The 14,197-nt window shown below is 43.7% G+C and carries 15 protein-coding genes and 1 pseudogene; all 16 read left to right on the top strand.

Annotated elements, in window-relative coordinates; genetic code table 11:
* Window positions 1–182 (top strand): effector binding domain-containing protein (locus MUG84_RS26840; protein ID WP_244731233.1); only part of this gene is annotated, 182 nt, incomplete at its 5' end.
* 262 nt (window positions 183–444) lie between these two features.
* Entirely contained in the window at window positions 445–648 is a 204-nt protein-coding gene (locus MUG84_RS26835; RefSeq protein WP_244731232.1) for an ABC transporter permease family protein, read from the top strand.
* A 61-nt stretch (window positions 649–709) separates the two neighbouring features.
* The gene (locus MUG84_RS27400; RefSeq protein WP_280521527.1) at window positions 710–844 is read left to right on the top strand and encodes a hypothetical protein; all 135 of its coding nucleotides are present in this window, start codon (window positions 710–712) and stop codon (window positions 842–844) included.
* Between the two features lie 623 nt (window positions 845–1,467).
* Window positions 1,468–2,301 (top strand): histidine racemase CntK family protein, encoded by an 834-nt coding sequence (locus tag MUG84_RS26830; protein WP_244731231.1) that lies wholly within the window; start codon window positions 1,468–1,470, stop codon window positions 2,299–2,301.
* Window positions 2,302–2,328: 27 nt separating this feature from the next.
* The gene (locus MUG84_RS26825; RefSeq protein ID WP_244731230.1) at window positions 2,329–3,123 is read left to right on the top strand and encodes a methyltransferase domain-containing protein; all 795 of its coding nucleotides are present in this window, start codon (window positions 2,329–2,331) and stop codon (window positions 3,121–3,123) included.
* 30 nt (window positions 3,124–3,153) lie between these two features.
* A complete protein-coding gene (locus MUG84_RS26820; RefSeq protein WP_244731229.1) occupies window positions 3,154–4,455 on the top strand; it encodes an opine metallophore biosynthesis dehydrogenase in 1,302 nt (433 codons plus the stop codon).
* A gap of 40 nt (window positions 4,456–4,495) precedes the next feature.
* Window positions 4,496–6,112, top strand: coding sequence for a staphylopine-dependent metal ABC transporter substrate-binding lipoprotein (gene cntA / locus MUG84_RS26815; protein ID WP_244731228.1), 1,617 nt, complete (start codon window positions 4,496–4,498; stop codon window positions 6,110–6,112).
* A 13-nt stretch (window positions 6,113–6,125) separates the two neighbouring features.
* Window positions 6,126–7,058, top strand: a complete 933-nt coding sequence (gene opp1B, locus MUG84_RS26810; protein ID WP_244731227.1) for a nickel/cobalt ABC transporter permease — start codon at window positions 6,126–6,128, stop codon at window positions 7,056–7,058.
* A gap of 5 nt (window positions 7,059–7,063) precedes the next feature.
* The gene (cntC, locus tag MUG84_RS26805; RefSeq protein WP_244731226.1) at window positions 7,064–7,951 is read left to right on the top strand and encodes a staphylopine uptake ABC transporter permease subunit CntC; all 888 of its coding nucleotides are present in this window, start codon (window positions 7,064–7,066) and stop codon (window positions 7,949–7,951) included.
* Window positions 7,932–8,741 (top strand): staphylopine uptake ABC transporter ATP-binding protein CntD, encoded by an 810-nt coding sequence (gene cntD, locus MUG84_RS26800; RefSeq protein WP_244731225.1) that lies wholly within the window; start codon window positions 7,932–7,934, stop codon window positions 8,739–8,741. Before cntC ends, cntD begins: the two co-directional genes overlap by 20 nt.
* A complete protein-coding gene (locus MUG84_RS26795; protein ID WP_244731224.1) occupies window positions 8,742–9,506 on the top strand; it encodes an ABC transporter ATP-binding protein in 765 nt (254 codons plus the stop codon). It abuts the gene before it with no gap.
* On the top strand, window positions 9,503–10,699 hold the full coding sequence (gene cntE, locus MUG84_RS26790; protein ID WP_244731223.1) for a staphylopine family metallophore export MFS transporter CntE: 1,197 nt from the start codon (window positions 9,503–9,505) through the stop codon (window positions 10,697–10,699). Before MUG84_RS26795 ends, cntE begins: the two co-directional genes overlap by 4 nt.
* Window positions 10,700–11,806: 1,107 nt before the next feature.
* Window positions 11,807–11,998 carry a hypothetical protein gene (locus MUG84_RS26785; RefSeq protein WP_244731222.1) on the top strand — a complete coding sequence of 64 codons (192 nt, stop codon included), beginning with the start codon at window positions 11,807–11,809 and terminating at the stop codon, window positions 11,996–11,998.
* A gap of 100 nt (window positions 11,999–12,098) precedes the next feature.
* The gene (locus MUG84_RS26780; RefSeq protein ID WP_244731221.1) at window positions 12,099–13,214 is read left to right on the top strand and encodes a site-specific integrase; all 1,116 of its coding nucleotides are present in this window, start codon (window positions 12,099–12,101) and stop codon (window positions 13,212–13,214) included.
* 59 nt (window positions 13,215–13,273) lie between these two features.
* A pseudogene (locus MUG84_RS26775) lies at window positions 13,274–13,480 on the top strand (YunC family protein); the annotation flags it as partial.
* A 196-nt stretch (window positions 13,481–13,676) separates the two neighbouring features.
* On the top strand, window positions 13,677–14,138 hold the full coding sequence (locus MUG84_RS26770) for a Dps family protein (protein WP_244731220.1): 462 nt from the start codon (window positions 13,677–13,679) through the stop codon (window positions 14,136–14,138).
* The last annotated feature ends 59 nt before the right edge of the window (window positions 14,139–14,197 follow it).

Genomic DNA, 14,197 nt, shown 5'->3' with positions numbered 1-14,197 from the left:
ATGGGAACGGCAGCGGCAATTATGATTTGCGCTCATTAAAAAATCGGATATTTTCTGAATGGCTACAAACATCAAAGTATAATGTTTTAGATGGCGGCAATTTCGAAATGTATTGTACAAACAAAGACGGTTATGAGTATTGTGAGTTATGGTATCGAATTGAGGAAAAGCAAATAGGATAAGTACAAAGTTCGCTTCGCTAATGAAGCACGATAGCTGAATATCATACATTGTCGAGCAGGCTGCCTAAGCCTGCTTATTCTATTGAACTAAATGGAAGGATAATGGAATAATCAAGTAGGAAACGCGGGGATTGGTGCCATCCCTTTAAGAAAATACGGCGAGCATGTAGAGCGCTTGATCATGAAATGCCTTTATGGGCTGAGTGATTTAATAAATATTAAAAACTTAAATAGACCTTTTTGAAAAAGGCCTGATGCCGAAATGGCGTCCGCCGACTTGCTTCCGAAACATCCGACATTTAATAATTTTACACAAGGATGGAATGCGCTCTCAGGATATTCGTTTACCCACTTCTATCTGAATACGTTTGGACTGATCGCAGGCGTCTTGTTTACGACGATTGTTTCAAACAGTCTCGTCGCGTTCGGTTTTGCCAGGATCAGCTTCCCATTGCGGAACTTCTGATTTGCGATCGTATTGATTACGCTGATGCTTCCGACCCCAGGTTACACTGGTGCCGCAGTATGTGATGTTTAATCATTTCGGCTGGGTAGATACCTATTTGCCTTTCATCGTCCCGCATGCACTGGCAGGTGGCGTTGGCGGCACCTTCTTCATTCTTTTGCTCGTACAGTTCATTCGAGGACTTCCGCAGACGTGAAGTAATGGAAGAACTCGGTGGGGAATTTAAGAACATATATGCTTATAAGTCGCTTAGTTGCGGCTTTTTTTGCTTTAACGATATATACCTTCATGCTTCTCGATATCATGGGAACTAATGAGCTGGGTCCAGCACGAGGTGCATGAAATATACCTAGCGCCATACTCGGAATCCGTTCCACGGAATGTGAGCCCATAATACCAAATAATGGATGAACGTTCTCGAGCCGTAAAGCCACTGAGCGATCTTCCGGGGGGTGATGTAGGATGGGATGGTGTAGTGAAAAATCAAAAATTGGACTTGGTCTATAGTCATAATAAACTCGTCGAGAATCGACGCATATAGTTGTAAATCAGTAGCGCCAAGGCTTTTAGAGATTTGGTGCTTTTATTATATATAACTATACATTCCGCCTAAATATATCCATATATAGTCAGATCTGTTTCCAACTGGGCATATAAGGACAAGCATACTCTCTTTTTTGGAAATTAAAATAACTATTGACGATCACAAGTGGATTATGCTATATTCCCCTCGACATTAATCGTAATAATTACTATTTACGCATTATAGCAAAGTTAACTCAACTTAATTCCATAACAAGAATAGGAGTAGCGGCTGCGATGATACAGGAGATTGATTTTATCAAGTTTAATCCAACTCAAAATATGACGGTTCTGGTGAAAACGGATCATCCAGCTGAGACATATCCACACATCGCCGCACAAATTATGTCCTATGACAACGTATACGCCGAACAAGTGGGGTTCATTGGCGGAGCGATAAAACCGGAGGCGGCTGCCTATTTGGAAATGGCCGGTGGAGAGTTCTGCGGGAATGCCTGCATGGCCTTGGCTGCGTATATCGCGTCCGAAAAAGAGGTGGAATCAACTGATTATTCAGAAATCGTCTTGGAGGTTTCCGGGACAGATCAACTAATCAGGTGTCAGGTGAAGAAGCAGCAGAATGAATATTTTTGCCAAGTAATGATGCCCATTCCTGAGCAGATTGAACAACGAACCGTCAAGTATGAGGGAATCGATATGGATATTGTAATCGTGCGGTATCGGGAGTTCATCCATATCGTCATCGAAGTGGAAGCGTTTGATGAAGCGATGAGAAAGAGGGCACAAGCGCTGGCGCGATTATTAGGCTTAACCTTGGGGGATAAGCTGATTGGTATTTTATTATACAAATCCCAATCGGAGGAGCTGGCACCACTCATATTTGTCCCGCAGCTGGATAGTCTGATCTGGGAAAGGGGGTGCGGTTCAGGTACAGCCTCCGTGGGAGCCTATCTGGCATGGAGCAGGCAAAGGGAAGTCGTTCAGCAAATCAAGCAGCCTGGTGGTACGATTAAAGTGAAGGCGCAATGGAATGGAGCAGAGCTTGAACGAATTACGATTGAAGGATCTGTTGGAATCGTGGCCCAGGGCAAAGCATTTATAGATGCATGACCATGACGAGTGATAGGAGGAAAAGGAATGGAGACATTGATTGATTTTCAAACATGCTTGAGTGAATTCTCCGGGAAATTCGATGAGTTGGCAGGCAGATATGATCATACGGCTCAGCACAGTTCAGAGCTGGAGGCTTTAATTGATGACTATTCTACGTTTATAACGGACAAGCAAAATGAACGAATCTGGGAACAGCTCAATCAGCAGGAATCAGGCAGCATGCATCAACTTGTCCTTGATCTGCGAGACAAATCTGCACGGTGTGTGGCGGTCATGGAGAAATATCGGGCATTGAAGCTGCAAGACGGAGATGTGGAAATCGCGGATTATTTCAAAAACATAGAAGAATGTATTGAAAAAGAGTTTGGTAGCTTCCATGTCACCTCGGGTTCCAAAGTGCTGCTGGTAGGCTCCGGGTCATTTCCAATGACGCCTTTGTTTATCGCTAAGCGAACAGGGGCAGAGGTAGTTGGCATCGATATTGACGAAGAAGCCATTACACTCGGGTTGAAGGTTGTGGAGAAGCTGGGTGCGGGCTTGAACATTCATTTGGAGCAAACATTGGTGCAGGACCTTGCTTTTACGAGAGAAGCAACACATATCATTTTTAGTTCCACGGTTGCGAATAAATATGATCTGCTCGATCAATTGCATGCATTGACGAATGAACATGTGGTGGTGGCGATGAGGTACGGTAACCAGTTAAAGTCGTTGTTCAACTATCCGATGAGAGAGACCGACAGCGGCAAATGGAAGATGGTCGACAATATCTTGCGTCCGGATGATGTGTTCGATATTGCGTTATACCAAAAAGCATAGCTCGTTTGAGCTTGGGAAAGAGAGGTCCATATGAGCGGATTTCAACGAGTGCTGTTGATCGGAACAGGCCCTGCATCCATTCAGCTGGCAGTAACGCTCAAAAGGCAATTCAATTGCACCGTAGGCATAGTGGGAAGAGAATCGATGCGTTCAAACTCTTTTTTTGAAGCAGTTCTGCAAAGTGATGGATTCATTGGAGCAAGCATTCAAAATGAAAAGCATCGACCGTTGGCAGGTGAATGCTTCATCGATCGGGTGTTTAAGGGATATGAGACCATTGAAGGCGAATGGGATACGCTCATTTTCGCTGTGACAACGGATGCTTATATCGATGTATTGAAACAAATGAAGGAAAACTTCATCAAACAAGTGAATTGCATTATTTTGATCTCTCCAACCTTTGGCTCCAACATGCTGGTAAGCCATTATGTGAGGCAGTTGCATGCGGATACAGAAGTAATCAGTTTCTCTACCTATCTGGGGGACACCCGATGGATGAACGATCAACCGTCCAATCATGTCATTACAACAGGAGTTAAGAAAAAGGTCTATATCGGTTCCACGTCTACTCCTTCGGAACATGTGGACAGACTGTGCAAGATGTACGAGCAATTGGGCATTGCACTGGAAGTTTTGCCATCTCCAATCGAGGCGGAAACGAGAAATATTTCTTTATATGTGCACCCGCCGTTGTTCATGAATGACTTTTCATTGGATGCCATCTTTGGAGCGTCAGACACACGGAAATATGTATATAAAATCTACCCGGAAGGTCCTGTAACCCAATATTTGATTCGGGACATGCGGACACAGTGGAACGAAATTATGACGATTACGGATAGGCTCCGTATCCAGGGTGTCAATCTGCTTCAATTCATGACGGATGATAATTATCCGGTACGATTGGAGAGTTTATCACGCCAGGATATCGAGAATTTTAGTCAGTTTCAGGACATTCATCAAGAGTATTTATTATACATACGATACACCTCGTTATTGATGGATCCCTTTTCGGAGCCCAACCCGGAGGGCAAGTATTTTGACTTTTCGGCTGTTCCCTTCAGGAAGATGTTTGTCAATCAGGAAGGATCTTTGGACATCCCCAGAATGCCCAAGGAGGACTACTACCGCATCAAAATCATTCAGGGCATTGCGAGACATTTGCAGGTTAGCTGCCCAACCATCGATACGTTTATTGCCACCTATGAGGCGAAGATTCAAGAAGTTGCTCGCGCTCACGCCGATCAGGATCTGTCCGATGCATTTGTCGTTCAATCCTTCAATGAAGACATTCGGATGATCTGCGCAGGGCTGGCGAACATTAGGGGCTAATCACATATTTATATATCTTTCATTATCAGGAGGAAATGTTGTGAAAAAGGGTAGTGCTTTTGGTTTAATATTGCTGTTATTGTCTGTCATTACCGTGCTCGCAGGATGTGGGCAAGAGGAAGGGACAAAAAAGGAGTCAGCGAATAGCGAGGTCAAGTCTGAACTCATATATGCATCCGCCAAGGATATTAATGATATGAATCCCCATCTGTACACAGGTTCCATGCCCGCACAAGGGATGGTTTACGAATCTTTGGTTGAAAACACGGTCGATGGAATCAAGCCATTACTGGCAGAATCCTGGGATATTGCCGAAGACGGGAAAACGTATACGTTCTATTTGCGACAAGATGTGAAATTCCATGATGGTGAACCGTTTAACGCTGAGGCGGTCAAACAAAATATCGATGCGGTTCAGGCGAATGCCGAAAAACATGCCTGGATTAAGTTGTCCACCAAAATCGTAAGTACGAAAGTCATGGATGAATACACTTTCGAACTGGTGCTTTCCGAACCCTATTATCCAGCCCTGGTGGAGCTGTCCATGACCAGACCGTATGTATTTATATCACCCAAGGATTTTACGAACGGAGGCACAAAGGACGGGGTAAGCGGTTATCACGGCACGGGACCCTACAAGCTGATTGCACATAAAATCGATGAGAATGCAACGTTTGAAGCCAATGAAGATTACTGGGGCGGCGCACCTGAGATCCAAAAAATCACGTCCAAGGTTCTCCCGGCAGGGGAAACGACATTACTGGCATTACAGAAGGGCGAAATCAACTTTGTATTCACCGATGATCGGGGTGCGGACAGCATTGATGTTGAAGCCATGAATCAATTGGCTGACTCGGGTGATTTCCAAGTGGTCCGAAGTGAAGCGATGAATACAAATATGATCGTAGCCAATAGCAGCAAAATGGATAACCCTGTCCACGAAACGGCTGTCCGTGAAGCGATATGGGTTGCCATTGATCGGGAAACGATCAGCAATGACATTTTTAACGGAACACAGACCGTAGCGGACACCTTATTCTCGTCAAACGTTAACTATGCCCATGTTGAATTGAAGAAGCGGGAGTATAATCCCGAGACTGCAAAAGAGCTTTTGGAAAAGGCAGGTTGGACATTAACAAACGGAAAGGCAGTAAGAACGAAGAATGGTCAGCAATTAGCTCTGACATTGTATTATGACAGCAATTCATCTTCGCAAAAAACGCAGGCGGAATTGATCCAGCATGCCTTAAAAGGATTAGGCATTCAGCTGGAGATTGTTGGTGAGGAATCCACTTCGATCGCGAACAGAAGGGCAACCGGGGAATATGATCTGTTGTTCAATCAGACCTGGGGACTGGCGTACGATCCACAAAGTACAATCTCTGCGTTTACTTCGGATTCCGCCTATAAACATACAACAAGCGGTCTTACCCAAGCGGAAGAACTATATAAGAAAATTGATGAAGTCATGGTGTCCACAGATGACGCATCCCGCCAATTACTGTACGCCGACATAATGAGAATCGTCCATGATGAAGCCGTGTTTATTCCGATTACCAACGGACGGGTCACCGTCGTCGCTCCCAAAAACCTGGACGGAATCTCATTCAAGCAGACTCAATATGAATTGCCATTTGAGCAAATGAATTTTAAATAGAGCGGTGATGGATATGGGAAGTTATATAGTCAAACGGATATTGCTCGCCATACCCTTGCTGTTCGTCATTTCATTGATAACGTTTGTACTCATTAACCTTTCACTGCTGGACCCCGCCGTAGTTGTATTACAGGCACAGGAGGTTCCTCAGATTACGGATGAATTAATCGCCCAAACCAATGAAGCATTAGGGTTCGATAAACCATTCGTCATCCAGTATGTGAATTGGTTGATTGCCTGTATGCAGTTTGATTTTGGCAGCTCGTATGTATCCGGTGAACCGGTGTGGTCCCTGGTTGGTCCTGCATTCCTGAACACATTAAAATTAACGCTGGTATCATCGGTATTCATTATTGGGTTGTCTATTCTTCTGGGTGTGATCTGTGCCATGAGAGAAGGGAGAGCCGTCGATAAATCGGTCAGAGGCCTCTCGTTTGTCCTGACCGCCATACCATCTTACTGGCTCGCAGCCATCCTGATCTGGTATTTGTCCGTCAAGCTGGACTTGTTGCCTACGAGCGGAATGGATTCGTTTAAGAGCTACATTCTGCCAGTAATCGTGATTACGGTGAGTTATACAGGCATTTATTTTAGAACGGTCCGGAGTTCGATGTTAAGCAACATGAATGAGGATTACGTGCTCTATGGAAGGGCAAGCGGCTTAAGTGAGCGGAAGGTGACCCTGCATATTTTACGAAATTCACTGCAAGTGGCGGTATCCATATTTTGCATGGCCATCCCCATTGTGCTCGGCAGTACTGTTGTGATTGAAAATGTGTTTGCCTGGCCGGGACTTGGAAGGTTGAGCGTGCGGTCCATCCTCAATCGGGATTTCCCGATTATTCAGGCGTATGTTCTTATTTTGGCCGTAACATTTGTGCTGTTTAATACGATTTCTGACGTGATCAATGCGGCGATGAATCCCCGGTTAAGAAAGGATCTCTGATGCTGATGCGATTATTAAGAAATTTGAGCAAAGACAAGCTTGCGATGACATCGCTCGCTGTCATTGTAATCATTGTTGCTGCGGGCATATTTGCCCCTTGGTGTGCCCCCCATGACCCGGAGGAAGTGAATATGAAGCTTCGATATGCTTCCTCCTCCTGGGGCTATTGGTTAGGAAATGATCATTTGGGCAGATGTGTGTTATCCAGACTCATTTATGGTATTCGTCCCAGTGTGCTATGGGTATTGGTAGCCTTGATGATGTCTGTTCTGCTTGGAGCTATCGTCGGATTTATCGCGGGTTACTTCAAAGGAAAGACAGATGCCTGGATCATGAGAGTTTGCGATGTGATGCTTTCTTTCCCGGGATACGTCATGACACTGGCGGTGGTCGGTATTTTGGGCGCGGGACTTGAACATATTTTGATTGCGTTTGTGGTCATGAAATGGGCATGGTTTGCCCGCGTCATTCGAACTTCCGTGATGCAGTTCTCCGAGATGGAGTATGTGAAATTCGCCAAAGCCTCTGGCATCGGCAGCTTTAGAATTATAACCAAGCATATTGTTCCGGTTACATTTGCCGACGTTGCGGTAATTGCCAGTGGTTCCATGTGTTCGATGATGCTGCAAATCTCGGGGCTCTCCTTTCTGGGCTTGGGGATACAGGCCCCTCATGCCGAATGGGGGATGATGTTGAATGAGGCAAGGGAAGTCATGTTCTCCAGACCCGAGTTAATGTTGGCACCTGGACTAGCGATTGTCATTGTGGTGTCGGCCTTTAATTTTTTATCGGATGCGCTTCAGATCGCTTTGAACCCCAAATTGATGACTTCCAAAGGTAAGCTTCGTAAAAAAGAGGTGGGAAAGACCGTCTATGAATATAGTAGAGGTTAAACATTTGAAGGTCTGGGATGCCAATACGGACAAGGTCATTATTCATAACAGTTCATTTCAGGTCAAACAAGGAAGTTGTCTGGCCATCGTCGGGGAAAGCGGAAGTGGCAAGTCCGTCACATGCAGGTCTATTATGCGTTTGAATAAACCCTGGATTCGCCTATCCGGAACGATTCTCTTCAAAGGCGAGGACTTGAACCAGCTTTCTGAACAAGAGATGAGACGAAGAAGAGGCAAAAACCTGTGCATGATTCTGCAAAATGGCATGAGTGCATTTGATCCTTCTTGTGTAATCGGTGTCCATATTCGAGAGACGCTCCAGACGCATTTCAACTGGAATAACAGAGAGAGCGAGCGGAAGATCATTAGCGCCATGGAAAGCGTCATGTTAAAGAATCCGCAAGAAATTCTCAATCAATATCCACATCAGTTATCCGGTGGCATGTTGCAGCGAATCATGATTGCATTGGCACTCGTGTTGGAGCCGGATCTGATCATTGCGGATGAACCAACAACGGCGCTGGATACGATCTCTCAATATGAAGTGGTTGAACAATTGATTCGACTACGCGAACGAATGGGTTGTTCCATGCTGTTTATATCCCATGACCTCGGTGTCGTTCAGAAGATTGCGGATGAAGTGATGGTCATGAAAGATGGAGCCATTGTCGAAAGCGGGGACATTCGGTCTGTTTTTTCGAAGCCGGAACATACTTATACTCAATATTTGGTTACTACCCGGTTGGAGCTGAGCAATCATTTCAGGAAATTGATGCAGGAGGGGACATAGATGCTCAAGGTGGATGGGATTGAAAAGTCCTATAAACAAGACGGATTATTCTCCAAACAAAGGCAGCAGGTTTTGAAAAAAGTTGCATTTGAATGCAAGCAAGGCGAATGTCTCGGCATTATCGGCGAAAGTGGAAGTGGCAAGTCCACATTGGGACGTCTGATTCTGGGCATTGAAAAGCCTGATCGCGGGCGTATTTTATTTGAGGGAAAAAACGTGAATGATCGCCGCGTGAGGATGGGCAGCATCAGTGCCGTATTTCAAAATTATACGTCCTCCATTAATCCGTTTCTTACGGTGGAGGAAGCCATTATGGAGCCCCTAAAGGCTCAGGAAAAAGTGAAAGCGGATATGCAAAGCAAGGTTGATACGTTGTTGCATCAAGTGGGATTAGACTCTTCCTACAGGCTCAAATATCCACATGAACTATCAGGTGGAGAGGCTCAGAGAGTATGTATCGCAAGAGCCTTATCTACAGAACCCCGCTGCATTGTATTCGATGAAGCCATCAGTTCTCTGGACGTGTCCGTGCAGATTCAGGTGCTGCGATTGTTAAAAGAATTAAAGCAATTGTATCAGATGAGCTATGTGTTCATTACGCATGATATTCAGGTGGCAGCCTATATTTGCGACAGGGTTATTATTTTCAGAGACGGTCAGATTGAGGAAATGGTACCTATTGAGCAATTGAAGGATGTTCAGTCCGTTTATGCCAGGAGATTATTAACCTATTTAATTACGTTTCAGGTGGAGGACCAAGGATGAGTGGAGCGATGTCATGGCCGTTTCTGCGTTTGTACATCCTGGTACTTCTGTATTTTAGTGCAAATGCAATTCTTAATGTGATTATTCCTTTACAGGGTGAATCCTTGGGGGCGAGCAGTACAACCATTGGTCTGATTATGGGCGCCTATATGTTTACAGCCATGTTTTTCAGGCCATGGGCAGGTCATATCATTCAAAAACGCGGACCGATCAAAGTACTTCGTTTTATTCTGATTATCAATGGGTTTGCTCTGATTTTATACACGTTTACGGGGCTTGGAGGCTATCTGGTTGCTCGTATTTTACAGGGGGTATCGACCGCTTTCTTTTCCATGGCTTTGCAGATTGGCATTATAGATGCCCTGCCGGAGAAAGACCGTTCCCAGGGCATTTCCTATTATTCGTTGTTCAGTTATATTCCCGGCATTGTGGGTCCTGTTTTGGCGCTATGGATTTGGCAGACAGGTAGCATGGATTATTTTACAGTCGTTCTGATCGGTATTGCCGTCTGTACAGGCATCTTCGGATATACCGCCAAGATGGACAAGAGCAAAGAGCAGCATCCTGCCGGATATCCATCGGAGCAGAATGTAAGCCTGGCTCAATCCTTTCGTCAATTGTTGCAAAATCCATTCTTGTTTAGATGCAGTTTATTGATGCTTAGTGCTTCCATTGTGTTCGGTGCCATCACGACCTTTATTCCCCTGTACGCCAGTCAATTACCAAGCGGCAAAGCGGGGATCTATCTGATGCTTCAGGCAGGAACTGTTGTGCTGGCCCGGATGTTGCTACGCAAAAAAATCCCTTCTGACGGCAGGTGGCACGCACCTTTTATCATGGGAACGATGTTCCTGTTGGCAATAGCCGCACTGTGTGTAAGTTGGGCAATCACAGGAGGAGCTGTCCTTTTGTATGTGGGGGCAATCTTGATGGGTATCGCTCAATCCATTCTCTATCCGACGTTAACCACCTATTTATCCTTTGTGTTGCCACAGCTGAATCGGAATGTATTAATCGGTTTATTTATTGCGACAGCAGATATGGGTGTATCTCTGGGTGGAGTGTTGATGGGATCGGTCGCTGATCTATCCTCCTATTCGTTTATGTACATGATTTGTGCTATCCTAGGGGCGGTAATGATTGCTTTTGCCTATGAACGAAGAAAACCAGTCACAGATATGTCTGTGGGTTAACTGTAGAAAGTGGAGACGTTGTTTTGAAGCTTTCTGTAACGGCGAGCGGCAAATTAAACCCGGTTACGGGAACGCAAATGCGCCGGTTAGGGCCATAAGCGAAGCTATTGGTGGCGACCTAAGTGTCGATAATCAAAAGAAGGTGATTAACATTACTACTTAAGGAGCTTCAGTCACTAGTCCTGAGGGTAACAATAATGATTGATAGCATAAATCAACAAATTATTTACAAAACCGAGAAACTAAGGATGATTAACGAAGCGCTCGGAACTTCCGAAAAATAGCATACCCAAATCGATAAGGTCTCGCAGATTGAGGCCTTTTTGATTTGAGAAAGGAGACCATAATGGCACAAGTACAACCCATTGTCCGCTGTGAGCTCGATCCTACTAACCCAGTGCCGGAAATCTGCGCGGTGATCATTTCACTAGCTTTAAGGGAGCAAGTGGACCGGAGCGAAAATTATTGGATAGCTTTCGCTCCTCCATTATATCACATAAGGGAGAGGGTAAATATGAGTATTAAAATTTACGATATGGTAACTGACCGGATTATCAGCAGGGCAAGCGCAAAAAGGTGTTGATTATATATCAGGTGTTGAGTTTGATGATACAACGGAGTGACAATAACAACGCTGTAAAAATCGCCACCCACGGCCGGGGCCCCCTCCCCGGCCATGGGTGCGTAGCTAAAAGTTTATACGTCGTTCTATCCATGTTGTGCGGGGGTCCTACTTAAGTCAGTCGTATTGCTTGTTTATCGATCAGTTCCAGCAAAAAGCGAATGGCTTCTGCCCAGGCTGGATAACCCTTGGACTTCTTTTGACATTACAAAAACCCTTCTGAGCGAGTTTTACAGTAAGGGAGTATAAAGGAAGCAGATACATATAACAGGCTTAGACGGGCGTACAATGAGCGTTAATACAGTTAATGAATGGTCGGAAGATATGGATTTATTTGAATACTTTGAAGAGATGGAAGATGAGTAGGAGGTTAATTAGAGAAAAGAATACATATAAGCTTAATTAGGTCAATAATGGTTTAAATCAAATTAAAAATATCGAATGAGACAAATTATACATACATAGGAGTTACATGAGGTGATTGAATGAGTAACACTGACACAGCAAATAAAGAAAAAGAGTTATTGTGTACTAAGGATATTATGAAGAGATTGAATATGGGGCGTAATGCAGCTACAGAAATCATGAATAAATTGAATCCAGTACAGATAGGCAAGAGAAAATACGTTTCAAGAGCAGTGCTGGAATATTGGATTAAAACATCAAAAACAATCTGAAGAACCATCAATAACTGGAGTCGGTATTTGTGATGAAATTAAAATAATCACATACTTGGCTCCATTCTTATTGGTCAGTAAGAATAGGGAGCGTGTAAAAATGGCTTCAGTTAAGAAAAATAAAGGTACTAAAAAGTGGGAATTTGTATTTGACTACTATGATCAAAATGGATTAAGAAAACAAGTGAGGAGAAGGGGGTTTAACTCAAAAAGAGAAGCTGATGAGGCAATGGCACAGCTTCACTTAGATGTTCAGAATCAAGAATACGTAGGAACTGATCATACAACACTCGGTGATTTCATCCAATATTGGCTTGACAATATACGGAAGATGGAGTGCAGCGAAACCACTTTCTATAATAACAAGTTATATTATAAAAACCACATCAAAGACTCAATTGGAAATGTTAAGTTACAGAGGCTTGACTTAAATATATGTCAGCGATTTGTAACTAATATGCACAATAAGGGTTACGCAAGAAATACGATTGATCGTGTTTGCACACTATTGAAATGCGCTATTGATAAAGCAATTGAGTATGGTTTATTGAAGATAAACTACATGAGAAAAGTTACATTACCAAAAAAGGAAAAATCGAACTTACAGATATGGACACTTGACCAAGTGAATACGTTCTTGGAATTCACACAAAACAGAAGATATCACTGTGTTTATGCGCTTGCATTGCTAGCTGGTATGAGACAAGGTGAGATATTAGGTTTGCGTTGGAAAGACATTGATTTTACCAATAAAATTATTTATATAAACCAAACCTTAACTCATTACGGAACCAAGATAAAACAAGGTGCAAAAACTTATGCTGGTGTCAGAAAGATATCTATTCCTAATCAATTAATCGACATTTTAAAGGAACAGCGGAAGCGTTATGAAACTCTAAAGTCTAAACTTGGATCTGGTTGGGTTGATATGGATATCGTAATATTTAATTTTGCAAATGGTAAGACTGTATTCCCTGGGAATTTAACAAAGGCATACGCAAAAGACATTGAAAGATGTGGATTGCCTCATATTAGGTTCCATGATTTAAGACATACACATGCAACTTTACTCCTTTCCAAAGGAATAAATGTAAAAGTGATCTCCGAGAGATTAGGACATACGAAGGTAGGAGTAACTTTGGACACTTATAGTCATGTCTTACCGAGTATGCAACAAGAAGTCACAAACACCTTAGAGGAAATCATACTTGTGTGACCGCTGTGTGATTTTTATGGAGAAGAGGGCAAATAAACCTTGATTTATCAGGCTATTATAAGATTTATATTATGTGCGGGGCACTTGATGTAGGACTTTTGAATGAACGCCTGGGCGACCGCAAAATAGTTGCAGGCCGGGCAGTAGGCGTAAAGACACTGAAGGAATTGCTGGAAGCGCCGCTCGAATCCGTGACTTTGGAAGCAGCCGCTCTTGGAATTACTCCGGGTATGCCCGGTTATGAAGCGCTTCTTAAAATGCTGTAGGTATGAACAAAACTCCAAAACCAGCCTGAAGGCTGGTTTTCTGTTTTTTCGGGGCGAGGATTTAAAGGCTCTCATTTACTACAGGTTATCGAATAAGGTGAAGCTTGGTGGATAAAGATAAAGATACGTATATCACTGTCGTTTGGATAGGCACGGATTCTGGTTTTTAACTTATAGAAAAGGAAGGGATTAAACAATGGCCAAAACAACTTCGAAATCCAAAACGATGACACTCGAACAAATACTGAACCAGCAGGTTGCAAACCTGAATATATTGTATGTCAAACTTCATAATTACCATTGGTATGTAAAAGGGGAGCACTTTTTCACACTGCATGCGAAATTCGAAGAGCTGTACGATGACATTAATTTGAAAATGGATGAAGTGGCTGAACGTCTACTTACCATTAAAGGCAGCCCTGCCGCTACGATGAAGGAATATCTGGAACTCGCTACCATTCAGGAGGCTTCCGGCAAGGAAGATGCCCGCAAAATGGTGCAAACACTGATCGAGGATTTTGCTAGCGTATCGGAGGAATTGCATGAAGGCGTTCATCTGGCGGAAGAAGCCGGAGATCATCCGACAGCCGATTTATTCATCACAATCAAAAACGATCTTGAAAAACATATGTGGATGCTGCGCTCTTATTTGGGATAAGAAGGCGTACTTACTTACCTGACATCTGAAAATGAACACCATGAAAGGTGCGACTGTCT

Origin of the sequence: Paenibacillus mangrovi, assembly GCF_022898935.1 — a bacterium.
Classification (GTDB): domain Bacteria; phylum Bacillota; class Bacilli; order Paenibacillales; family Paenibacillaceae; genus Paenibacillus_AQ; species Paenibacillus_AQ mangrovi.
The sequence above is the reverse complement of the archived record's forward strand: the minus strand, read 5'-3'. Positions and strand labels throughout refer to the sequence as shown.